19 protein-coding genes and 1 tRNA gene are annotated in these 21,370 nt (G+C 63.0%); 10 read left to right on the top strand and 10 right to left on the bottom strand.

Translation table 11 applies throughout. The features are described from left to right. Nucleotides 1–214: 214 nt before the first annotated feature. Nucleotides 215–310, top strand: a tRNA-Sec gene (locus B597_RS34265). A gap of 23 nt (nt 311–333) precedes the next feature. On the opposite strand, the gene B597_RS34260 is transcribed toward B597_RS34265, so the two are convergent. From B597_RS34260 to B597_RS34250, 3 genes are read right to left on the bottom strand one after another with little or no spacing between them, the layout of a single operon-like run. Then, nucleotides 334–735: a hypothetical protein gene (locus B597_RS34260; RefSeq protein WP_003291740.1), complete on the bottom strand. Its 402-nt coding sequence runs from the start codon at nt 733–735 to the stop codon at nt 334–336. After that, on the bottom strand, nt 728–943 hold the full coding sequence (locus tag B597_RS34255) for a hypothetical protein (protein ID WP_003291739.1): 216 nt from the start codon (nt 941–943) through the stop codon (nt 728–730). The genes B597_RS34260 and B597_RS34255 overlap by 8 nt, the downstream gene beginning before the upstream one ends. Then, entirely contained in the window at nt 940–1,158 is a 219-nt protein-coding gene (locus B597_RS34250; RefSeq protein ID WP_003291738.1) for a hypothetical protein, read from the bottom strand. The genes B597_RS34255 and B597_RS34250 overlap by 4 nt, the downstream gene beginning before the upstream one ends. Nucleotides 1,159–1,609: 451 nt before the next feature. On the opposite strand from B597_RS34250, the gene B597_RS46385 reads away from it, so the two are divergent. The 3 genes from B597_RS46385 (at nt 1,610) to B597_RS34240 (ending at nt 3,894) form a co-directional block, all read left to right on the top strand. Beyond that, a complete protein-coding gene (locus tag B597_RS46385; protein WP_226924967.1) occupies nt 1,610–2,743 on the top strand; it encodes an ImmA/IrrE family metallo-endopeptidase in 1,134 nt (377 codons plus the stop codon). Further along, the gene (locus tag B597_RS34245; protein WP_031323421.1) at nt 2,736–3,260 is read left to right on the top strand and encodes a DUF4411 family protein; all 525 of its coding nucleotides are present in this window, start codon (nt 2,736–2,738) and stop codon (nt 3,258–3,260) included. Before B597_RS46385 ends, B597_RS34245 begins: the two co-directional genes overlap by 8 nt. 316 nt (nt 3,261–3,576) lie before the next feature. Then, the gene (locus B597_RS34240) at nt 3,577–3,894 is read left to right on the top strand and encodes a hypothetical protein (RefSeq protein WP_003291735.1); all 318 of its coding nucleotides are present in this window, start codon (nt 3,577–3,579) and stop codon (nt 3,892–3,894) included. Nucleotides 3,895–3,981: 87 nt separating this feature from the next. Here the strand turns inward: B597_RS34240 and B597_RS34235 are convergent, their stop codons facing one another. Together B597_RS34235 and B597_RS34230 are read right to left on the bottom strand one after the other, a co-directional pair. Further along, nucleotides 3,982–4,446, bottom strand: coding sequence for a glycine cleavage system protein H (locus tag B597_RS34235; RefSeq protein ID WP_003291733.1), 465 nt, complete (start codon nt 4,444–4,446; stop codon nt 3,982–3,984). Continuing rightward, nucleotides 4,443–4,820, bottom strand: a complete 378-nt coding sequence (locus B597_RS34230) for a DsrE family protein (RefSeq protein WP_024161972.1) — start codon at nt 4,818–4,820, stop codon at nt 4,443–4,445. The genes B597_RS34235 and B597_RS34230 overlap by 4 nt, the downstream gene beginning before the upstream one ends. Nucleotides 4,821–4,976: 156 nt before the next feature. Between B597_RS34230 and cfaB the strand changes: the two genes are divergently transcribed. Beyond that, nucleotides 4,977–6,158 (top strand): C17 cyclopropane fatty acid synthase CfaB, encoded by a 1,182-nt coding sequence (gene cfaB, locus B597_RS34225; RefSeq protein ID WP_003291730.1) that lies wholly within the window; start codon nt 4,977–4,979, stop codon nt 6,156–6,158. A 36-nt stretch (nt 6,159–6,194) separates the two neighbouring features. Here the strand turns inward: cfaB and B597_RS34220 are convergent, their stop codons facing one another. From B597_RS34220 to B597_RS34210, 3 genes are all read right to left on the bottom strand, one after another. Next, nucleotides 6,195–7,046 carry a universal stress protein gene (locus B597_RS34220; protein ID WP_003291729.1) on the bottom strand — a complete coding sequence of 284 codons (852 nt, stop codon included), beginning with the start codon at nt 7,044–7,046 and terminating at the stop codon, nt 6,195–6,197. A gap of 14 nt (nt 7,047–7,060) precedes the next feature. After that, complete coding sequence (locus B597_RS34215; protein WP_003291728.1) at nt 7,061–8,548, bottom strand: SulP family inorganic anion transporter; 1,488 nt, start codon at nt 8,546–8,548, stop codon at nt 7,061–7,063. Nucleotides 8,549–8,841: 293 nt separating this feature from the next. Beyond that, on the bottom strand, nt 8,842–10,053 hold the full coding sequence (locus B597_RS34210; RefSeq protein WP_003291727.1) for a cyclic di-GMP phosphodiesterase: 1,212 nt from the start codon (nt 10,051–10,053) through the stop codon (nt 8,842–8,844). A 203-nt stretch (nt 10,054–10,256) separates the two neighbouring features. Between B597_RS34210 and B597_RS34205 the strand changes: the two genes are divergently transcribed. The 5 genes from B597_RS34205 to B597_RS34185 all read left to right on the top strand — a co-directional run bounded on the left by B597_RS34205 (nt 10,257) and on the right by B597_RS34185 (nt 17,456). Further along, a complete protein-coding gene (locus B597_RS34205; protein ID WP_024161971.1) occupies nt 10,257–12,014 on the top strand; it encodes a sensor histidine kinase in 1,758 nt (585 codons plus the stop codon). A gap of 163 nt (nt 12,015–12,177) precedes the next feature. Further along, nucleotides 12,178–13,527, top strand: a complete 1,350-nt coding sequence (locus B597_RS34200; protein WP_024161970.1) for a sigma-54-dependent transcriptional regulator — start codon at nt 12,178–12,180, stop codon at nt 13,525–13,527. 337 nt (nt 13,528–13,864) lie between these two features. Further along, the gene (locus B597_RS34195) at nt 13,865–16,117 is read left to right on the top strand and encodes a TonB-dependent receptor (RefSeq protein WP_003291723.1); all 2,253 of its coding nucleotides are present in this window, start codon (nt 13,865–13,867) and stop codon (nt 16,115–16,117) included. Further along, nucleotides 16,117–17,244 (top strand): PepSY-associated TM helix domain-containing protein, encoded by a 1,128-nt coding sequence (locus tag B597_RS34190; protein WP_003291722.1) that lies wholly within the window; start codon nt 16,117–16,119, stop codon nt 17,242–17,244. Before B597_RS34195 ends, B597_RS34190 begins: the two co-directional genes overlap by 1 nt. Further along, nucleotides 17,241–17,456, top strand: coding sequence for a hypothetical protein (locus B597_RS34185; RefSeq protein ID WP_003291721.1), 216 nt, complete (start codon nt 17,241–17,243; stop codon nt 17,454–17,456). The genes B597_RS34190 and B597_RS34185 overlap by 4 nt, the downstream gene beginning before the upstream one ends. Here B597_RS34185 and B597_RS34180 read toward each other — a convergent pair. Together B597_RS34180 and B597_RS34175 are read right to left on the bottom strand one after the other, a co-directional pair. Then, on the bottom strand, nt 17,419–20,205 hold the full coding sequence (locus B597_RS34180; protein WP_003291719.1) for an ATP-binding protein: 2,787 nt from the start codon (nt 20,203–20,205) through the stop codon (nt 17,419–17,421). The genes B597_RS34185 and B597_RS34180 overlap by 38 nt on opposite strands. Next, nucleotides 20,202–21,359 (bottom strand): acyl-CoA dehydrogenase family protein, encoded by a 1,158-nt coding sequence (locus tag B597_RS34175; RefSeq protein WP_024161969.1) that lies wholly within the window; start codon nt 21,357–21,359, stop codon nt 20,202–20,204. The genes B597_RS34180 and B597_RS34175 overlap by 4 nt, the downstream gene beginning before the upstream one ends. Between the last annotated feature and the right edge of the window lie 11 nt (nt 21,360–21,370).

Below are 21,370 nucleotides of genomic sequence, written 5' to 3'. Positions count from 1 at the left end.
TTTTTTTTTGCGGAAACCGCCGAGGCCGATAGCCATCGCCGGCGGACACTCCGTTGCCGGCAGCCAGTGATATCCGACCCGGCAGGGCCGGAACCTCCACCCAACCGTTGCCCGAATGCCCTTGGCTCCGCATCATTTGCAGGATACTTTGTGGGGCGTCGAGCGGACCTTGCCGATCCTCCGCCGACAGGACGCACAACGCTTGTACCGACAAGGAAGGCAATCGCACCCGGTGGTGCGGCCAGGCTTCAAACCTGGTTGGGGGCGGCAGCCGTTCCCGGGTGAGTTCGACTCTCACTGCCTTCCGCCAATTCTCGCTCTACAAGCCCCGAACTACGCGGCCTCCAGCCAAGGGTGCGCTGCGCCCGTGCTTACGTTCGACGGGACGGTGAAGCTGTCCCGACGAGCCGGGAGCGCGGCCCCTGACCTCCCGGCATTAGCGAGGGCGACGCGGCCCAGTACGTTGCCGGAACCGTGCCGGTCGTGGTACCGCATCGCCCTGATGGTAAGAATGTCCACGAAGGGGATTTCGCTCGGCGTGCGCCCGTCGTCGACGAAGCTCACCGCCATGAAATAGGGGTAATCCCAAACGCCTTCCTTCGACAGCACGACGCCGACGATGTGCACGCAGCACCAGTAAGGCGGCTCGTCTTCGTCCATATGCAGCTCAAGCAGAACGGACTGGCCGATGTAAGCCTTGGCGGTTTCGGCATCCAGGGTGACGGGCTTATGCATGGCTGTAGTCTCCTTCCTTGAACTCCTTTTTGCCTTTCTTCAGGTCGGCCCGCAGGCGCGCGAGGTTGACCATGCGGAAGTCCGCGAGGCGCATCGTTGGAATAGTGCCGGTGGCGGCCCAGTCGGCGGCTTCTTCTACAGATACGCCGCTCATTTCGGCAAAGGTCTTGATGCTGCACAGGTCGAGGCTGTCGTCTGCCTTGCTCATAGCGTCCACTCCTGTTCGAGAAGCTGCTGGGTCAGCAGCGCAACATTGAACATGGTGCGTTTGCCGACCCTTTTGGAAGGCAGGTAGCCACGCTCCACCCAGGTGCGTACCACGATGGGTTCGTCGCCCATGCCGATCCACTCGGCGAACTTCGGCCACGGCATCAGGGGCGGGGCGCCGTGCAGCTTTTGCGGGTCAAGACCTTCCGTATCCATCGGCTTTAATCCACTATATTCAGCATTGATTGATTGATGATCCGAAGGGGAAAATATTGCCCCAGAGCAAATATAGCCCTCACTCGACCGGGAGCAACAGTTGCCCCAAAAAAAGAGAAAATTAATATCTATATGCAAAGCTCCGCCGATAGGGCACGCCTATTGATAAAGATGTATGGCCCAAAAAAAATCAGTACCGAAAGCGGAACTGACCACAATCGTTGGAAGAGCCTTAGCAAAGGCGCAGTGCGGATCAGCACTGAAGAGATAGATGTACTAGTGAAGATCTATCCGCAATACGCGCTATGGCTAGCGAGCGGGCAGATAGCTCCAGAGTCGGGCCAGACGAGCCCTGATTATGACAATGCAAATTAAGCTGAACGAACGACAGCCAAGCACATCAATAGAACATGTTGCATAGCCATGATCGAATATCAAAAGAATTGAGAAAATGGACACATTGCAAGTTTCTCAGGCGGTTCTAGACTGGGCTGCAGGCCAAGCAGGGAAAACTCTAGAAAGCCTAGCGGAAGAAATCGTTGCAAAAAAAATTATTGATCGCTTTCTAGCAGGGCAACTAACTGTTCGCCAACTAGAAAAAGTGGCTGCTACGACTAACATCCCTTTTGGCTATCTATTCTTAGAAGAACCTCCTACCGTTACAAAGCCACAAATACCAGACATGCGTCAAATTCCAAACCCAGCACCGTTTGGAAGTGATTTTTTTGAAGTCCTTGATGACGTGGTAAAAAAACAAGACTGGTATTTAGACTACTTAAATGACGTAGGCGCAGAGCCGCTAGATTTTGTTGGGCGCTATGATAAAAACACACCCGCAAAAATAATAGCAGCAGACATTTCCAAGACAGCTGACATTACCGCAGAAACAAGAAGAAAAGCCCGCAACACGGACGAATACTACAAAATCCTTGCGGAAAAATTCGAAAAAATTGGCGTCCTTGTATTTAAAAGCGGCATTGTTAGAAGCAATACAAGAAAATCCTTATCTGTAGCAGAATTTCGCGGCTTCGCAATCTGTAACAAGTACGCTCCTGTAGTTTTTATTAATGGGCGCGATGCGGAAGCGGCATGGATTTTTACGCTAGCGCACGAGATTGCACATATCTGGATCGGTGAGAGCGGAGTTTCCGACATTCCAGCCCCTACAGACTTTCAAAGCAAAGGAAGCATAGAGTTTCTTTGCAATAAAGTTGCGGCCGAGCTATTAACACCTACGGAAGAGTTTCTTAATCTTTGGAATGAAGAGCACCAGCCCTCTATCGAAACTCTTTCTAAACACTTCAAAGTAAGCAGACTGGTAATTGCTCGAAAAGCCCTTGACTTGGGTAAAATCGGGCGCGACAAATACCATTCTGTCTATGCACAAAGCCAAAGGACTGCCACCACTTCTGGTGGGAATCCTTATGCGACGATCCCGATAAGAAACAGCAAAAAACTAACAAATGCCTTAGTGCGAAGCGCCATGGAAGGTAATGTTCTAATACGCGATGCAGCCAGGCTGCTTAACATTACGCCTGATACCGTTGCCAACATTTACAAAAAGAACCTTCGCAGTCATGCATAAATTTTTAATTGACTCCAACGTATTTTTTCAAGCCAAGAATTTTCATTACCGCTTTGATTTCTGCTCGCAGTTCTGGAAATGGGTAGAACATGCTCATCTGCACGGAATCGCGTATAGCACCGAAAAAGTAAAAAAAGAGATAATGAAGGGAGAGCTGGATGATCCGGTGAAGAACTGGATTGAAGAACTGCCGGCAACTTTTTTCATTCCGGACGATACTGACGCAGCGGTCATGGCGAAATATGCTGAGGTAATGCGCTGGAGTAACGCAAATACGCACTTTAGGCAACACGCAAAGGCAGAATTTGCTAAATCAACTGTGGCCGATGCTTTTTTATTAGCAACCGCGATGGCTCACGGTTATTCAATAGTTACACACGAACTAAGCAAGCCCGAGCAGAGAAAAAAAATTCAATTGCCCGACGCGGCTCTAGAACTCGGTGTAACAACCCATTTTGTTTATGACGTCTTAAACGACTATTGTGACGAGCACTTTAATTTCCGGAAACTCGCCTAAGCTCCTCTCTAATACCTCAGCCCGCTAGAACCTGTGGGCGTGTCGATAAAGTGTCGAAATCACTGCCGTATAGAGCAGAACAAAGCGGGCCTGCGCAAGCGGTAGGCCCAGCAAAGCCGAAGACAGCCGATCACTGCGAGCCAGAAAAACGAGCTCGACTCTCACTGCCTTCCGCCAATTTCGCCATCCGATCTGAACGCCGCGCTCTGCGCCAGCACTACAGCCTGGCCCAGTCGTGATGTCAAAAAGCTATCGACCATCAGCGCGAAGCGCGTCACAATCCGCGTTTTTTCTTTCCAGGGACAGGAGAGGCCTTGTGAGTGAACGGCACGAAGAGCGTCGTGTATTGCACGCGCTGCGTGATCATGTCGATTGCCTGCTGGCTGCAGGCGCTTCGCTGGTTGGCCGGGACCCCGTGCAGCTGAGCTTTCAGGGGCGGACGCTGACGGTTCAGCACGGGATGCTGGTCAACGAGAGCGGGCATCAGGATCTGATCGAAACGCTTGCCGAGCTGGAGTGGACGAACAAGCGCACGCGCGACCTGGCGATCGATATCTGTATCAGGCAGTTGGACCAGGCGATCAACGAAAGCTGCATGAAGGTGCTCGACGGCTCGACGCCGGACGATCCCTGAAGGCGCATTGCGCCGCCATCCCTGCTGGCGGCCGCCGCTTCGTGCCGGGGAACGGCTAAAGCCCACCCGAAGTCGCTTCCATCTCCGCTATTTCCACTGCAACGCCTGGACGTGGGCGTTGGCCGGGTCGAAGTTGTCCAGCCGCATGCGTTCGGCGATGGCAGCCTGTGCGGCCGCGCCCAGCGGGAATTCGTCGCGCACTGCGGCCCAGTTTTCGGGCCGCAGGCGAACCATCCAGCCGGAACCGTAGCAATCCCGATTGATCAGTCCCGGTCGCTCTGACAGCGCCTCGTTGACTGCGAGCAGTTCGCCAGCCAGCGGGCTGCGCGCCGAGGAGGCGGCCTTGGCGAATTCCACCACGCCGAAGCTGCGATCGCGCTCGATGCACGCACCCACTCGCTTGGGCGTGAAGGCGAATATCTGGCCATAGAGCGCGCAGCCGTAGGCAGTCAGGCCGAGGGTGACGCTGCCGTCGGCCTCCTCACGCAGCCACAGGCTGTGCTCCGGCGCGTAACGCAGTGAGTCGGGAAATTCCAGGCCATGCACGTTCATAGGGTCAGCACCCGTTCGTATTCCAGGATCATCTGCGCCAGTTCGCCACCACTGGAGATTTCATCCAGCTCGGCGATCAGTGCCTCGGGATCGACGCGGACGCCGGGTTGACGGCACATCAACAGCCGCGCGCCGGCCTGTCTGGCGTTGCGGATGAAGTGCAGCAGCGACTCGCCACCGTCCACCGCACGGAGTGATTCGGCCACCTCGCGACGCGCCAGTTGCGTGGCCTCGCCGGTGAGGTAGAGGGTCACCTCGGCATCCATGCAGGCGAGCAGCGTCGCGATGTGGAACGGCGCGGCGCAGCGCGCGGGGGTGCTGGGGCCGCTGGCGACCAGGATCAGCACACGTTGTTGGGGGCGGACTTGCTCCATAGCACCTCGTGTCGGGGCATCGGCTTGCGAGTTAAGCCGTCAATGGCACGTTCGCAGCCGTTCGGCCCATAGCATCAAACTATCATCACCATAGCCTACAGTTTCGATTTCATGGTCTAGGATTTTTCCACGGAACGCACAGATAGGAGATCAAGCATGTTGGCGACATTGCTACCGGCCCTGAAAGAACTTGCCTTGCCGCTGAAGCTGCAGTTGTGGGACGGCAAAGAGATCGACATTGGCCCTTCCCCCTGCGTCACGCTGGTCATCAGGGACCCGAACCTCATCACGCAATTGGCCCATCCCAGCCTGGATGTTCTCGGTGCGGCCTATGTCGAAGGGCAGATCGACCTGCTCGGGCCGCTGGAAGAGGTGATCCGCATCGGCGACGAGATCAGTCGGGCGCTGGGCGAGCACGATGCCGCATCCCCCTCGCGGGAGGCGCACGACAAGGCCACCGATGCCGAAGCGATTTCCTACCACTACGACCTGTCCAATGACTTCTATCGGCTATGGCTGGATCGGGAGATGGTCTATTCCTGCGCCTATTTCGAAACCGGCGAAGAAGGCATCGACCAGGCCCAGCAGGCCAAGCTGCGGCTGATCTGCCGCAAGCTGCGGCTCAAGCCCGGCGAACGGCTGCTCGATGTCGGTTGCGGCTGGGGCGGGCTGGCGCGTTTTGCCGCGCGCGAGTTCGGCGTTCAGGTGTTCGGCATCACCCTCAGTCGCGAGCAGCTGGCGCTGGGCCGCGAGCGCGTGGCCGCCGAGGGGCTGCAGGATCAGGTGCAGCTGGAGCTGATGGATTACCGCGACCTGCCGCGGGATGGCCGCTTCGACAAGGTGGTCAGCGTCGGCATGTTCGAGCACGTCGGCCATGCCAACCTGCCGCTTTACTGCCAGCAGCTGTTCGGCGCAGTTCGGCCCGGCGGGCTGGTGCTCAATCACGGCATCACTTCGCGCCATCTGGATGGCAGGCCGGTGGCCCATGGTGCCGGTGAGTTCATCGATCGCTATGTGTTCCCGCATGGCGAGCTGCCGCATCTGGTGAAGATCAGCAGCTGCATCAGCGAAGCGGGGCTGGAAATCGTCGATGTGGAAAGCCTGCGCCTGCACTACGCGCGCACGCTGCAGCTGTGGAGCGAGCGGCTGGAAGAGCATCTGCAGGAAGCGCAACAGCTGGTTGCGGAGCGCGCCTTGCGGATCTGGCGGGTGTATCTGGCAGGCTGTGCCTACGGCTTCCGCCGCGACTGGATCGACCTGCATCAGATCCTCGCCAGCAAGCCGCTGCCGGATGGCACCCATGAGCTGCCCTGGACCCGCGCCGATCTGTACAGCTGACCTTCGCGCGACCGCCTGCGGCGGTCGCGCGGCCGATCAGCGCAGCAACAGCAGCGGCGTGGTGCTGGTCCGCAGCATGCTGCTGGTGGTGCTGCCGACGAAGAACTGGCGAATGCGCGAATGGCCGTAGGCGCCCATCACCAGTAGGTCGATGCCGTGTTCGGCCTGGTAGGCATGCAGCGTCGGCTCGACTTCGCCGGCGCGAATCGCGCTATGCACCTCGAAGCCGCCAGCGGCCAGTGCATCTCGCGCGGCATCCAGCTGCGTTCGGGCTTCATCGCTCTCGTTGCCAACCATCACCAGGTGGATGGGCATGCCCTGGAACAGCGGGCTGCTGGCGAGCATCTCGATACCCTTGAGCGTCGTCGCGCTGCCATCGAAGGCAAGCATCAGGCTGCGCGGCGGCGAGAACTCACCGACCGTGACCAGGATCGGCCGGTGCATGGTGCGGATCACGCTCTCGAGCTGGCTGCCAATGTGCTGGATGGCATCGCCGCTGTCTTCACCCTGCCGGCCAACCACCAGCAGCCGCGTCTCGTCCTGCAGGTCACGCAGCGTCTCGACCAGGTCGCCATGCCGCTGGCGGCACTCAGGCTGCGCTACGCCGGCGGAGATCGCCCGCTGGCGCGCCGCGTCGAGCATCATGCGGCCCTCCTCCAGGGCCAGCTTGGCGCGCTTCTCGTCCAGGGTCGCCAGCTCCTGCAGGAGGAACTCGCGGCTGCCCAAGCCAATGATGCCGCTCAGGTCGCCGGACACCGGGTATTGCTGTCGGTCCAGCACGTGCAGCAGCGTCAGCGGTGCGCCCAGTTGCCGGCTGGCCCAGGCCGCACAGTCACAGACTGCAGCCGCTTGCGGGGAGCCGTCGATACAGGCCATTACATGGGTCATTGTGGTTCTCCTGGTCAGTGGCTCATCAGCTTGTCGATGGCATCGGGTTTATCGTGCACACCGAAGCGATCGACGATGGTCGCGCTGGCTTCGTTCAACCCCAGCACCTCGACCTCGGTGCCCTCGCGGCGGAACTTGAGCACCACCTTGTCCAGCGCCGACACGGCGGTGATGTCCCAGAAATGCGCGCGGGACAGATCGATGGTCACCTTGCCCAGCGCTTCCTTGAAGTCGAAGGCCGCGCCGAACTTGTCGGCCGAGCTGAAGAACACCTGGCCGACCACTTGGTAGCGGCGGGCATTGCCGTCGGCCTCCAGCGCCGAATCGATGCTCATGTAGTGCCCCACCTTGTTGGCGAAGAACATCGCCGCCAGCAGCACGCCGGCCAGTACACCGTAGGCCAGGTTGTGGGTGAACACCACCACCACCACGGTCACCACCATCACGATATTGGTGGAAAGCGGATAGCGCTTGAGGTTGCGCAGCGAGTCCCAGCTGAAGGTGCCGATGGACACCATGATCATCACCGCCACCAGGGCCGCCATGGGAATCTGCCCGACCCAGTCGCTGAGAAACACCACCATCAGCAACAGCACCACACCGGCGACCAGCGTCGACAACCGCGTGCGACCGCCGGATTTCACGTTGATCACCGACTGGCCGATCATCGCGCAGCCGGCCATGCCGCCGAACAGACCCGAGACGATGTTGGCGATGCCCTGGCCCTTGCACTCGCGATTCTTGTTACTGCCGGTGTCGGTCAGTTCGTCGACGATGGTCGCGGTCATCAACGACTCCAGCAGGCCGACCACCGCCAGCGCAGCCGAGTACGGGAGGATGATCGCCAGTGTCTCGAAGGTCAGCGGCACTTCGGGCCAGAGGAAGACCGGCAGGGTGTCGGGCAACTGCCCCATGTCACCGACGGTGCGGATATCCAGCCCCAGGTACATGGCAATGGCGGTCAGCACGAGGATGCACACCAGCGGCGAAGGAATGACCTTGCCGATCTTCGGCACATAGGGGAACAGGTAGATGATGCCCAGGCCGGCCGCCGTCATCGCGTAGACATGCCAGGTGACGTTGGTCAGCTCCGGCAGCTGGGCCATGAAGATCAGGATCGCCAGCGCATTGACGAAGCCGGTGACCACCGAGCGCGAGACGAAGCGCATCAGCGAGCCGAGGCGCAGGTAGCCGGCGCCGATCTGAAAGACGCCGCAGAGCAGCGTCGCCGCCAGCAGGTACTGCAGGCCGTGCTCGCGCACCAGCGTCACCATCAGCAGCGCCATGGCGCCGGTCGCGGCGGAGATCATCCCCGGACGGCCGCCGACGAAGGCAATCACCACGGCGATACAGAAGGATGCGTACAGGCCGACCCGCGGGTCGACGCCAGCGATGATGGAAAAGGCGATGGCTTCGGGAATCAGCGCCAGCGCGACGACGAGTCCGGAGAGGAGGTCGCCGCGGATATTGGAAAACCAGTTCTGTTTGAGGGTATGCAGCATCGGAAAATCCAGAGCAAAGGCACCACCATGCAGACCATGGGCGGTCGGCAGCGATACAAGGCTAGTTTTTTGGTTTGAATGATTCGGCTGTCGATGGGCGAAACCCGCGGACAGCAGGATACGACCGCCCCATGACAGGCAGTCGCAAGGTGACGCGAGGGGGCGGAGCGCTATGGCGGACTAGGCAGCCAGGTCATGGGCATCACGAACTCGTTTCTCTGAGCGATTCGCCGGGCGAATCGCATTCGGGGGCGGCAGTCTAGCCGCAACGAGCCGCTTTTACGACCGCCGGACTATGTCCACAGCTCGTCGAGGTGCGTGAAGCCCCAGGCTGCGGGGTCTTCGCGGCCGACGATGCGATCGCTGCACTGCGGGCTGGACAGGTCCAGTTCCACCGGCGGTATATTGGCGCGCGAACGGGTCGAGTAGAACAGCTTCAGGCGGGGAGCCGTCAGCTGCCGGGCGTTGTGCTCGATGACCACGCCGAGCCGGCCCGACTGCAGGCGCACCAACGATCCCAGCGGATAGATGCCGACCGTGCGGACGAAGGCATGCAGCAGCTTGGTATCGAAGTGCCCTTGCCACTGCGCCATGCGCGCCAGCGAACCGGAGGCATCCCAGGCTCTCTTGTACGGGCGATCCGAAGTGATGGCGTCATACACATCGCAGATCGGGCCCATGCGCGCCAACTGGCTGATCTGTTCGCCCGCCAGTCCATGCGGGTAACCGGTGCCATCGATCTTTTCATGGTGGTGCAGGCACACGTCCAGCACCGCCTCGGACACGGCCGTGTCCGCGGCCAGCAGCATGGCATGCCCGCGCTCGGGATGGCTGCGCATGATCGCGTATTCGTCGTCGCTCAGCTTGCCCGGCTTGTTCAGTACATCCAGCGGCATGGCCATCTTGCCGATGTCGTGCAGCAGCCCGGCCAGGCCGGCCTCCTGAACCTCGTGCTCGCTCAGCCCGAGCTGGCGGCCCAGCGCGACCATCAGCGCGCAGACCGCCACCGAATGCATATAGGTGTACTCGTCCTTGGTCTTCAACCGCGCCAGGCTCAGTAATGCCGAGCCATTGCGCGCCAGGGACGCGGAAATCTGCTCCACCAGCGGCAGGCACTGCTGTGGATCGACCGCCTTGCCCAGGCGCGCCTCGTTGAACAGCGAGGTGACCTGCTGCTTGGAGCGATTGAGCAGTTTCGTCGCGCGCTGCAACTCCTCTTCCACGCTGCACTGCTGCACAGCCGGTGCGGCGGGACGTACCGCTGCCGGGGCGGCCTCGACGAATGGCTGCGGCGCGTCGGTAGCGACCGCCGCAGTGTCGACATCGACGCCTTTGCCGATGTCGATCCATACCGCGCCAACACCACTGCGCTGCAAGGTCTGCAGATCGGCCGGATCGGTCAACAGGAACTTGCTGCGCCAGAACGGGTGATCGAACCAGCTGCCTTCCACCGAATGCACATACATCCCGAAGCGAAGCTGGCTGACGAGAATTTTCCTGAGCAAAGCGAACCTCGACTGATTGGGCGGCGTGGCCTACCGACAAGCGATCCCTGCTCGAGCCGGTTGAAACTCCCTGCAGTATACCGATGCTGGCACTGTGCCTCCACACGCTCCAGACAAGACTTTGGTTGCAACGATGCTTGCCGATCAGCGCCACACAGCCCCTGGCTTTCGCTTACCATCGGCGCATCTTCCCGCGAATCTTCATGCCAGCGATGTCCAGCCGTCTCCGTGTTGTTTTGATCGTCGCGCCGATTCTCGCCGGCCTGCTACTCAGCATGTACTGGGCCGGGCAGCTTGCCGAGCAGCGCGCGTGGAGCGAGCGGGCCCTGGAAGCCCGCGGCCAGCTGGAGCTCTACGCCCAGGCGATCCACACCCAGGTCGAACGTTTCCGCTCGGTGCCGGCGCTGCTGGCACTGGACAGCGATATCCAGGCGTTGCTCGCCGATCCCGATAACCAGCAGTTGCGCGAACAGCTAAACCAGCGCCTGGAACAGCAGAATCATGCCGCCGGCTCCTCGGTGCTGTACCTGCTCGACCGCACCGGCGAAACCATCGCCGCCAGCAACTGGCGCGACTGGAGCAGCTTCGTCGGCAACAACTACGCGTTCCGCCCGTATTTCCGCGACGCGGTGAGCAACGACAGCGGCCGCTATTTCGCCGTCGGCGTGACCACCGGCATCCCCGGCTACTTCCTCTCCAGTTCGGTGAAGAACGCTGCCGGCGAAGTGCTTGGCGTGCTGGTGGTCAAGCTGGAGCTGGAAGACATGCAGCGCGACTGGGTCGGCCAGCCGGGCATTCTGCTGATCGCCGATTCGCTGGACATCGTCATCCTCACCAACCGCCCGGCCTGGCGCTTTCGCTACCTGCGCCCGCTCAGCGACGAGGTGCGCAACCGCCTGATCGACGCCCGCCGCTATGCCGAACAGACGCTGCAGCCGTTGCACAGCAGCCGCATACAGCCGCTCGCCGAAGGCAGCGAGCGGCGCCTGGTGAAAGGTCCGGATGGCCAGCGCGAATACCTCTGGCAACGCCTGGCCCTGCCAGAAGAGGACTGGACGCTGCACCTGCTGCATGACCCGCAAATGGTGGTCGCCAGTGTGCGCAGCTACCGTCTTGCCGCGGCGGGCGTCTGGATGACCCTGGCCTTCCTGCTGCTCTATCTGGCACAGCGGCGCAAGACCCGGCGCGTCGAGATGCGCAGCCGCAGCGAGCTGGAGCACCTGGTCCAAGAGCGCACCCGCGAACTGCACACCGCCCAGGACGAACTGGTGCATGCCGCGCGCATGGCGGCCCTGGGGCAGATGTCCGCCGCCCTCGCCCACGAGATCAACCAGCCGCTGACCGCGTTGCGCATGCAGCTGGCCAGCCTGCGGCTGCTGCTCGACAGTGGCCGAGACGGCGAGGTGCGCGAAGGACTCGGGCATGTCGAAGGATTGCTCGAGCGGATGGCGGCGCTGACCGGTCACCTGAAAACCTTCGCCCGCAAGAGCCCGGCCGGGTTGCGCCAACGGCTGAGCCTGGCCGAGGTGCTCGAGCAGGCTCTGCAGCTGCTTTCGCCGCGCATTCGCAGCGAGCAGGTCGAGGTGTTTCGCCAGGTGCCGGCCGAAGCCACGGTCAGTGGCGACGCCATCCGCCTGGAACAGGTGCTGATCAACCTGCTGCACAACGCTTTGGATGCCATGGCCGAACGGCCACAGCGGCGGCTACGCATCCGTTGCCAGCTCATCGGCAACAGCTGGCAGCTCAGCGTGGCCGACAACGGCGGCGGTATTGCCGACGAACACCTGGATCAGGTGTTCGAGCCTTTTTTCACCACCAAGCCGGTGGGTCAGGGACTGGGGCTGGGGCTGGCGGTGTCCTACGGCATCGTGCGCGACATGGGCGGCACGCTGGACGTCAGCAATGACGAACAGGGCGCGGTGTTCACCCTGACGTTGCCGGCTGCCGAAGGGGACCTCTAAACACTGAACGGCGTGGCGTCGGTGCGCTAGAAACAGGCTCGTGGGCCGTCCGGACAGGGGCAGCCATCGGTATTGCGCTTACAGGCTCGCCTACGTTTTTACAGGTGCCCCGAAGCGGCCGCCGCCGAGTAAACTGCCGCGACGCGACCGCGAGGAGCAGGCAATGAGCGGGCAGGTAATCTTCATCGACGACGAAGCGGCGATCCGCCAGGCCGTACAGCAATGGCTGGAGCTGTCCGGCTTCCAGGTGCGCACATTCTCCCGTGCCAGGGAAGCTTTGACGGCGCTGGACCGGGACTTCGCCGGAGTCCTGATCAGCGACGTGCGCATGCCGGATCTGGACGGCCTCGGCCTGCTCGAAAAGCTGGTCGAGCTGGATCCGGACCTGCCGGTGATCATGGTCACCGGGCACGGCGACGTGCCCATGGCGGTGCAGGCGCTGCGCCAGGGTGCCTACGACTTCATCGAAAAGCCCTTCACCCCCGAGCGCCTGCTCGACAGCGTGCGCCGCGCCATGGACAAACGCCGGCTGGTCTGCGAGAACCGCCAGCTGCGCGAACAGTTCGCGCGCAAGGGGCGCATAGAGTCGCAGCTGCTCGGCGTGTCTCGCGTCATGACCAACCTGCGCCGCCAGGTACTGGAGCTGGCCGGCACCGACGTCAATGTGCTGATCCGCGGCGAGACCGGCAGCGGCAAGGAACAGGTCGCCCGCTGCCTGCACGACTTCAGCCCACGCTCTGCTGGCCCCTTCGTCGCGCTCAACTGCGCGGCGATCCCTGAAACCATCTTCGAGAGCGAGCTGTTCGGCCACGAGAGCGGCGCCTTCACCGGCGCCCAGGGCAAGCGCATCGGCCGCATCGAACACGCCGCTGGCGGCACGCTGTTCCTCGACGAGATCGAAAGCATGCCGCTGGCGCAGCAGGTCAAGCTGCTGCGCGTACTGCAGGAAAAGACCCTGGAGCGCCTGGGCTCGAACCGCAGCATCGAGGTCGACCTGCGGGTGATCAGCGCGGCCAAGCCGGACCTGCTGGAAGAGGTGCGTGGCGGGCGTTTCCGCGAGGACCTGCTGTACCGGCTGAATGTCGCCGAGCTGCATATCCCGCCGCTGCGCGATCGCCGCGAAGACATCCCCCTGCTGTTCGAGCACTTCGCCAGCCAGGCCGCCCAGCGCCATGGCCGCGCCGCCCCACCGGTGACGCCTGGCGAACTGACGCATCTGCTCGCCCACGACTGGCCGGGCAACGTGCGCGAACTGATCAACGCCGCCGAACGCCATGCCCTCGGCCTCAGCGCACCGGCATCGGCACCGGCAGGCAGCGGCGGCCAGTCATTGGCCGAACAGATGGAAGCCTTCGAAGCACAATGCCTGCACAACGCCCTGCAGCAATGCAAAGGCAACATCACCGAGGCCATGACCCTGCTCCAGCTGCCGCGGCGTACCCTCAACGAAAAGATGCAGCGGCACGGCCTGAGCCGCAGCGATTATCTGCCAGCGGACAGTACGGATGGCTGACGGAGCCAAGCGTTGCGCGGACCGCTAAAGACGCGCGCAAACGTCATCCGAAGACGGCGTGCTCCCACCACACGCCTCGCGCGAACCCTGCAGGAGCGGCCATGGCCTGGATGATCGGCGGCTGGCGAGCCGTCCATCGGCACGACAGCTCAGCATGACCCAGCCCGTCCAGACCAGGCGTTTCGTCGGCAACGCTTCGTTGCGCATAGATACCGACAAGCGGAATACGGTTGCGAATTATTCTCGTTGAAATATGATAGTGGCTCCCATATGGCACGCGATCTCAAACGCTCACCATTTCATCGCCACAACAGTTCAACGTCCGGTCAGGTCTCCCATGCCCACACTTCGCTTCCCGCGCAAAACAGCACTGCTGCCCGTTTGCCTTGCCGCCAGCTTCGCTGGCTCGCCGCTCATGGCCCAGGAACAGACCGATGGCCAGCCGCAAGGTGCTGCAGCTGAGCCGCTGGAGCTGCAGTCAGTCGAGATCACCGCCAGCGCCGACGCCTCGGCCGACGGCCTGACCCAGCCCTACGCCGGCGAGCAGGTGGCCCGCGGCGGGCGTGTGGGTATTCTCGGCAATCGCGACTACATGGAAACGCCGTTTACCTCGACGGCCTATACCTCGCAACTGATCCAGGACCAGCAGGCACGCAGCGTCTCTGACGTGCTGCAGAATGACCCGTCGGTGCGGGTAGCGCGCGGCTTCGGCAACTTCCAGGAACTGTACGTGGTGCGCGGCTTCCCGGTGTACTCCGACGATATCTCCTACAACGGCCTCTACGGCCTTTTGCCGCGCCAGTACGTGGCCGCCGAGTTCATCGAGCGCGTGGAAGTGTTCCGCGGCGCCAATACCTTCCTCAACGGCGCAGCCCCAGGTGGCAGCGGCATTGGCGGCGCGATCAACATCCTGCCCAAGCGCGCGCCGAACGAGCCGCTGACGCGCCTGACGCTCGGTGCCGAGAGTGGTGGCCAGGCCATGACCCACGCGGACGTCGCCCGCCGCTTTGGTGAAGAGGAGCGCTTCGGCGTACGCCTGAATGCGGCCAAGCGTGCCGGCGAGACCACGGTCGAAGATGAGGATCGCACCCTCGACATGTTCGCCCTTGGCCTCGATTACCAGGGCGACAACTTCCGCCTGTCCGGGGACATCGGTCACCAGTACCACTTCATCGATAACCCACGCCCGAGTGTTTATCTACGTTCCACGGATCCGATTGTTCCCAGCGCGCCGGATGCTAGAGACAACTTCGCTCAGCCATGGACGTTCTCCAAAGAGAAGCAGACCTTTGGCACCTTTCGCGCTGAATACGATTTCGCTGATTCCGTGACAGGCTGGCTGGCCGCCGGCATGCGCAAAGGCGACGAAGACAACAGACTAGCGACCCCCACCTATAACGGTGATGGCCTGACCACAGCGTCGCTTTTCGAAAATGTCCGCGAAGACGATGTCTGGACGGGGGAAATGGGCCTTCGCGGCAAATTCCAAACTGGCGCTGTAAGCCATCAATGGGTGACCTCAGCAGCGATTTTCGATTCAAAGGAGCGCAACGCCTACGCGACTTCGGCCGTCTTCGGCGGCAACCTGTACACGCCGATCGATGTCCCTCGCCCACAATATGCAACCGGTCCCTTCGCCAGTGGCGGATCGCTCTCGGACCCGGGACTCGTCGCCCATATCCACACCCAAAGCCTAGCCATCGCAGACACTCTTGGCTTTATGGATGATCGGCTGCTGGTCACGCTCGGTGCGCGACGTCAGGGTATCGAGCTCAAGTCTTATGACTACAACAATGGCGAGCGCGGCTCTGCATACAAGCGCTACGAAAACACGCCGGTAGCCGGAGTGGTGTACCAGCTCAACGACGAAATTTCGGTCTATGCGAACTACATTGAAGGTCTGGTCAAGGGCGACATCGCTTCGGCACGAAGCGGCACAACAATCATTACCAATGCTGGCGAAGCGCTTGATCCCTATGTGGCCGAGCAGTTCGAGGTCGGCGTCAAGTATGACGGTGGCGCCCTTGGCGGGAGCCTAGCGGTGTTCACCACCGACCGCCCCTTCAGCATCGTCGAGGACGTCGTTGACACTGGTGGGGTCGAAACTGGCGTGTTCACCGACGGCGGCGAACAGCGCAACCGCGGGGTCGAACTCTCAGTGTTCGGTGAGCCGACCTATGGCGTTCGCCTGTTGGGCGGCGTGACCCTGCTCGATGCCGAGCTGACCAGTACCCAGGATGGGGTCAACGAGGGTAACCGCGCGATCGGTGTGCCACGTACTCAGGCCAATATCGGCGGTGAATGGGACGTGCCCGGCACCAATGGTCTGACCCTGACCAGCCGTGTCGTCTATACCAGCAGCCAGTACGCCGATGCCGCCAATGACATTGAAGCGCCATCTTGGACCCGCCTGGACCTCGGCGCGCGCTACCGCATGGTTATCGATGAGCGTGACGTAACCCTGCGCGCCCGTCTGGACAACGCAACCGGTCGTGACTACTGGGCGTCGGTGGGTGGCTATCCGAATGCCAACTACCTCGTCCTCGGCGCCCCGCGTACCCTCTCGGTCAGCGCCACGGTCGACTTCTGATGCAGGCAGTCACCCTTCGCCGCTGGGGCTGGGTCCACAAGTGGTCCAGCCTCGTCTGCACGCTGTTCATCCTGCTGCTGTGCCTGACCGGCCTGCCGCTGGTCTTCTCGCATGAGATCGATCACCTCACCGGCAACGAGATCGAGGCGCCGGCGCTGCCCGAGGGCACGCCGCGCGCTCCGGTCGATCAGGTGGCGGCGAAGGCGGTCGAGGCCTATCCAGGGCTGGTGCCGCTGTATTTCTTCGCCGAGGAAGACGCGCCGGATGTCTGGTACGTCAAGCTCGACACCCGGGTCGACACCGACGAAAGCCAGTCGACCCTGATCCTTTCCGACGCCCGCACGGCCGAGGTGCTGGGTGCGCCGAACTTCGACGAAGGCTTCATGAGCGTGATGTACCGCCTGCATGTCAACCTCTACGCGGGGCTGGCTGGCAAGCTGTTCCTCGGTTTCATGGGCCTGCTACTGATGGTCGCGATCATTTCCGGCGTGGTGCTCTACGCACCCTTCATGCGCAAGCTGCGCTTCGGCGAGGTGCGCCAGGAACGCGCGCCGCGTACCCGCTGGCTGGACCTGCACAACCTGCTGGGCATCGTCACGCTGGTGTGGGCACTGGCAGTGGGCTTCACCGGCGTGATCAACACCTGGGCGGACCTGATCTTCCAGGCCTGGCAGGCCGAACAGGTCGCCGCGCTGCAAGCCGGTGAGACGCGGGTACTGCTGGCCGCCGATGCCAGCGCTGCGCCTGCGGCCGACGGCTCGCTGCAGACGGCGGTGGACCGCGTGCTGGCCGCAGCGCCGGGCATGGCGGTATCGATGATCGCCTACCCCGGTACGCTGCGCGCCACGCCTGAACATGTGGCCGTGATCCTGCGCGGCGACACGCCGCTGACTTCACGTCTGACTCAGGCGCTGCTGGTCGACCCGGCCAATGGCGAGGTGCTGGAAGCCGGCGCCCGGCCCTGGTACGTCACCGCGCTGCAACTGTCCGAACCGTTGCACTTCGGCGACTACGGCGGACTGCCGCTGAAGATCCTCTGGGGGCTGCTGGATATCCTCACCATCGTCGTGCTGGGCAGCGGGCTGTACCTGTGGCTCAAGCGCGGCGCAACGGAGGTGCGGGCATGAGGCGTATCTGGCTATGGCCGGTCGTGATCGCCGCGCTGTCCGTCATCGGCCTGGTCGCCGGACTGGTGTCAGAAGGCGCGGGCGACTGGCTGAGCTGGCTGGCCCTCGCCGCCCCGGTCGCCATCGGCGCGCATGGGCTGTCCCGCTGTACTGCGCGATCGCCGGCGCGCGCGCTCACGGCTGCAGCGCCTCGGCGAGCTGATCGAAACTGAACGGCTTGCTCAGCGAGCGGGATGGCAGGTCACTGGCGATGTGTCCTTCACCGGAAGCGAATACCAGCCGCAGCCACGGCTGGGTGCGGAGGGCTTCCGCGGCGAAGTCGCGGCCGGATCGCCCCGGCAGGTTGATGTCCAGCAGCAGATGGTCGAAGCGCTGCTCGTGCAGCGCCTGCCCGGCCAGTTCGGCGTTGGGATAACCGCGGGCGCAGTAACCCAGCTCCTCCACCATCTCGCAGGCCAGCGCCAGCAGTTGCGGCTGATCTTCCACCACCATTACCCACTGGCGAGCAACGAACGTGTCGCTGGCGTTGCGTGCGGCGAGCAGGTGGCGCACCTTGCGCGCCAGGTCTTCCTGGCGATAGGGCTTGCTCAGCAGCTCCACCCCGGAGTCGAGACGACCGCCATGCACGATGGCGTTGCGCGTGTAGCCGGAGGTGTAGAGCACGGCGATGTCCGGCAGCAGCAGGCGTGCCTGTCGCGCCAGCTCGGTGCTGCTCAACGACCCGGGCATGACCACGTCGGTGAACAGCAGGTCGATCGCAAGGCCACTCTGCAGGATGCTCAGGGCACTTTGCGCATCATTGGCGCGCAGCACCCGATAACCGAGGCCGGAAAGCAGCTCGATCACCGTCGCCTGTACCGGCAGGTCGTCCTCCACCACCAGGATGGTCTCGCTGCCACCGACGACCGGGCCGGCGACATGCTGCGGCGCGATCACTTCGCTTTGCTCGGTGCGCGGCAGGTAGAGCTTCACCGTGGTGCCCGCATCCTGCTCGCTGTAGAGGCGTATGTGACCGCCGCTCTGCTTGGCGAAGCCATAGGCCATGCTCAGGCCGAGCCCCGTGCCGTGGCCCTCCGGCTTGGTCGTGAAGAACGGCTCGAAGGCATGCTCGATCACGTCGGCCGGCATTCCGACACCGGTATCGGATACCGCCAATAGCACGTACTGACCGGGCGCCACGTCAGTCTGGGTTTCAGCGTAGTGCTCATCGAGCATGGCGTTGCCCAGCTCGAGGGTCAGCTTGCCGCCCTCGGGCATGGCATCGCGCGCATTGATCGCCAGGTTCAGCACCACCTGTTCGAGCTGGTGGGGATCGACCATGGTGGTCCACAGTCCGCCAGCGACCACGGTCTCGATTTCGATGCGCTCGCCCAAGGCCTGGCGCAGCAGTTCGTCCAGGGCGCGCAGCAGCCGGCCAAGATTGGTCGGCTGCGGCCGCAACGGCTGGCGCCGGGCGAAAGCAAGCAGCTGACGGGCCAACTTGGCACCGCGATCGACTGCCGAAGCGGCCGCATCGACCCGCTTGGCGGCCGCGCGGTTGTCTCCCATCAAGGGTTGCAGCAGCTGCAGATTGCCGGCGATCACCTGCAGCACGTTGTTGAAATCGTGGGCGACGCCACCGGTGAGCTTGCCGATGGCCTCGAGCTTCTGCGACTGGTACAGCGCCTGGCGGCTCAGTTCCAGCTCACGGGTGCGTTCCTCGACCAACTCCTGCAGGTGCTCGCGTGAGCGCTCCAGCTCGTGTCGGGCCTGCATCCGGGCGGTCACGTCGTGGCCCTGGCAGAAGATGCCGCTGATCTGTTCGTCCTCGGTCAGCACCGGCTGGAAGATGAAATCCACGTAGCGCCGCTCGGCCTTGCCGCCGGCCTGCGGGCGTACGCGCACGGCGATGTCGCGGCCGAGATAGGGACGCCCGGTTACATAGACCTGTTGCAGCAGCTCGAATACCGCACGGCTTTCCAGCTGCGGGAAGACCTCGAACGCCTGGCGGCCGAGCAACTGGTTGTCGCCAACCAGATGCTGGAAGGCCCGATTGGCGATTTTCAGGACGTGTTCCGGTCCCTCGGTGATGGCGATGAATCCGGGCGCCTGGTCGAACAGCCGCTGGAGCTGGGCACGTTCCTCGCTGAGCTGGCGCCCGTGCAGTTCGCTGGCACGGCGCTCGGCGACCAGCGCCGAGACATCACGCAAGGTCAGCGCAGCACCGATTACCGCACCGTTGGCGGTGGCCACCGCGGCGACGACGACCTCCAGCGTGCGTCTGGCGGCTTCGTCCTCGTGCTGCAGGGTGAGCGTGATGCCGTTATCCAGCACACGGGCCAGCGTCTCGCCCAGCGCCGCGCTCCAGAACGGCAGACTGCTCGCTTCGCGCCCCAGTACCTCGGCCCGCGTCAGACCGAATGTCTCGACAGCACCGGCGCTCCAGTAGAGCACCGCGCCCTGGCGATCGACGCCGAGAATGGCATCGCGCGCGGCATCGATGAAGTGGTGCAGATAGAGGTCTGCATTGGCCGATGAGCGCTTGCCCGCCTGCGTTCCGTCGACTTCGGCATTGACCCGTGCCAGCGTGGTCCGCAGGCGCGCACGGCGCCGCACGCCCGCCAGCGCCTGATCGAGCGGCTGCGCCAGTCCGGGCGGGCCGTCCGCGACGATGGACCAATGCGGCCCCAGCATGGGCGCGGGCCCCAGCTCGCGGTGCAATGCCTCCTCCTGCTCGACGTCGCAGAGAAACAGCAGTTGCGCCGTCTTCCAGCGGCTGCGCATCTGCCGCGCCAGGGCGACCGGACGCTGCAGCTGAGGTCCCAGCAGTATCAGCGCCGGCTCCTCGTCAGCCAACGCCAGCGCCGCGGCATCGAGGTGGTGCAATTGCAAGCGACGCTCTGCCGCCCAGCTGACGAGTTGCCCGCGCATGCGCTCGTCCACTCCCAACAGGGCGATACGATCGAGCAGCAGTTCGCTCATAGCAGCGGCAGCCCGAGCAGGCTGCGTCCGGTCCAGAGCTTGAGCAGGCCGGTGGTGGGTGTCATCACATGGCTGGCGCGGGCATCGCGCAACAGGCGCGCCAGGCAGCTATCTTCCCTGTAGGCCGCACCGCCACAGAGGGTCATCGCCTCGTTGGCCAGATGCACCGCGGTTTGTGCCGCGTCGGCCTTGCACGCCAGAATGAACGGCAGCGCCTCGGGATGCGAGCCATCGCCGCGGCGGGCGGCTTCGCGCACCAGAGCGCGGGTCTTTACCAGGTCGGTCCAGAGCTCGCCATAGCGCACCTGCAGGCTCTCCACATCGCGCAGGCATTCCCCGGAGTGACTGTAGCGGCGCGCGCGAAGGTGCAGGCCCGCTTCGTCCAGCGCCGCCTGGGCAACGCCCAGGTAGGTTCCGGCCATGGCCATGAGGAAGAATGGCGCCACCACCTCGAACACATACCAGACCTGATCGCCCGGCGCGCCCAGGAGATTGCGCGCAGGTACCCGCACCTGATCGAGCTTGAGCGGCCGCGACGAGTTGCCGCGCATGCCGAAGCCGGCCCAGGGATCCAGCCACTGCATCCCGGCACTGTCCCGGTCGACGATCAGACAGCTGAAATCACCGGCCTCGGCACCGGCAGCCACGGTGGATACGACGTAGGAATCGGCATGTCCGCCATTGGTGACGAACTGCTTGGTGCCATCGACGATGAAGTCCTCACCGTCGGCATCCAGGCGGGTTTCCGGCAGGTAGAAATGCGCACCGGTGCCCTGCTCGGACAAGGCCAGCGTGGTGATGTGGCGACCCCGGGCGATTTCCCGCAGATAATTTTCGCGCTGATGATCCGTGGCCTTGGCGGCGATTACCGCCGTGGCCACGCAGTGCATGCCGAAGCACAGCGCCGACGACGGACAGGCGCGGGCGATGGCTTCGGTCAACACGCACAGGCCCAGCAGTCCCTGCCCCAGGCCGCCCAGCTCGCTCGGCACCTGCAGCCCGAGCAGTCCGGCCTCGCCGAGCGCCTGCATCGAATGGGCAGGCCAGCGACACTCGGCATCGACCTCGGCCGCGCGGGGGGCAATCAGGCTTTCAGCCAGACTGGTTGCGATGTTCTGTAATTCGGCAAGCTGTACCGGGAGCAAATGGTCCATGCGTCTTCCTG

It is taken from the genome of Stutzerimonas stutzeri KOS6 (assembly GCF_000307775.2).
GTDB lineage: Bacteria > Pseudomonadota > Gammaproteobacteria > Pseudomonadales > Pseudomonadaceae > Stutzerimonas > Stutzerimonas stutzeri_B.
The sequence above is the reverse complement of the archived record's forward strand: the minus strand, read 5'-3'. Positions and strand labels throughout refer to the sequence as shown.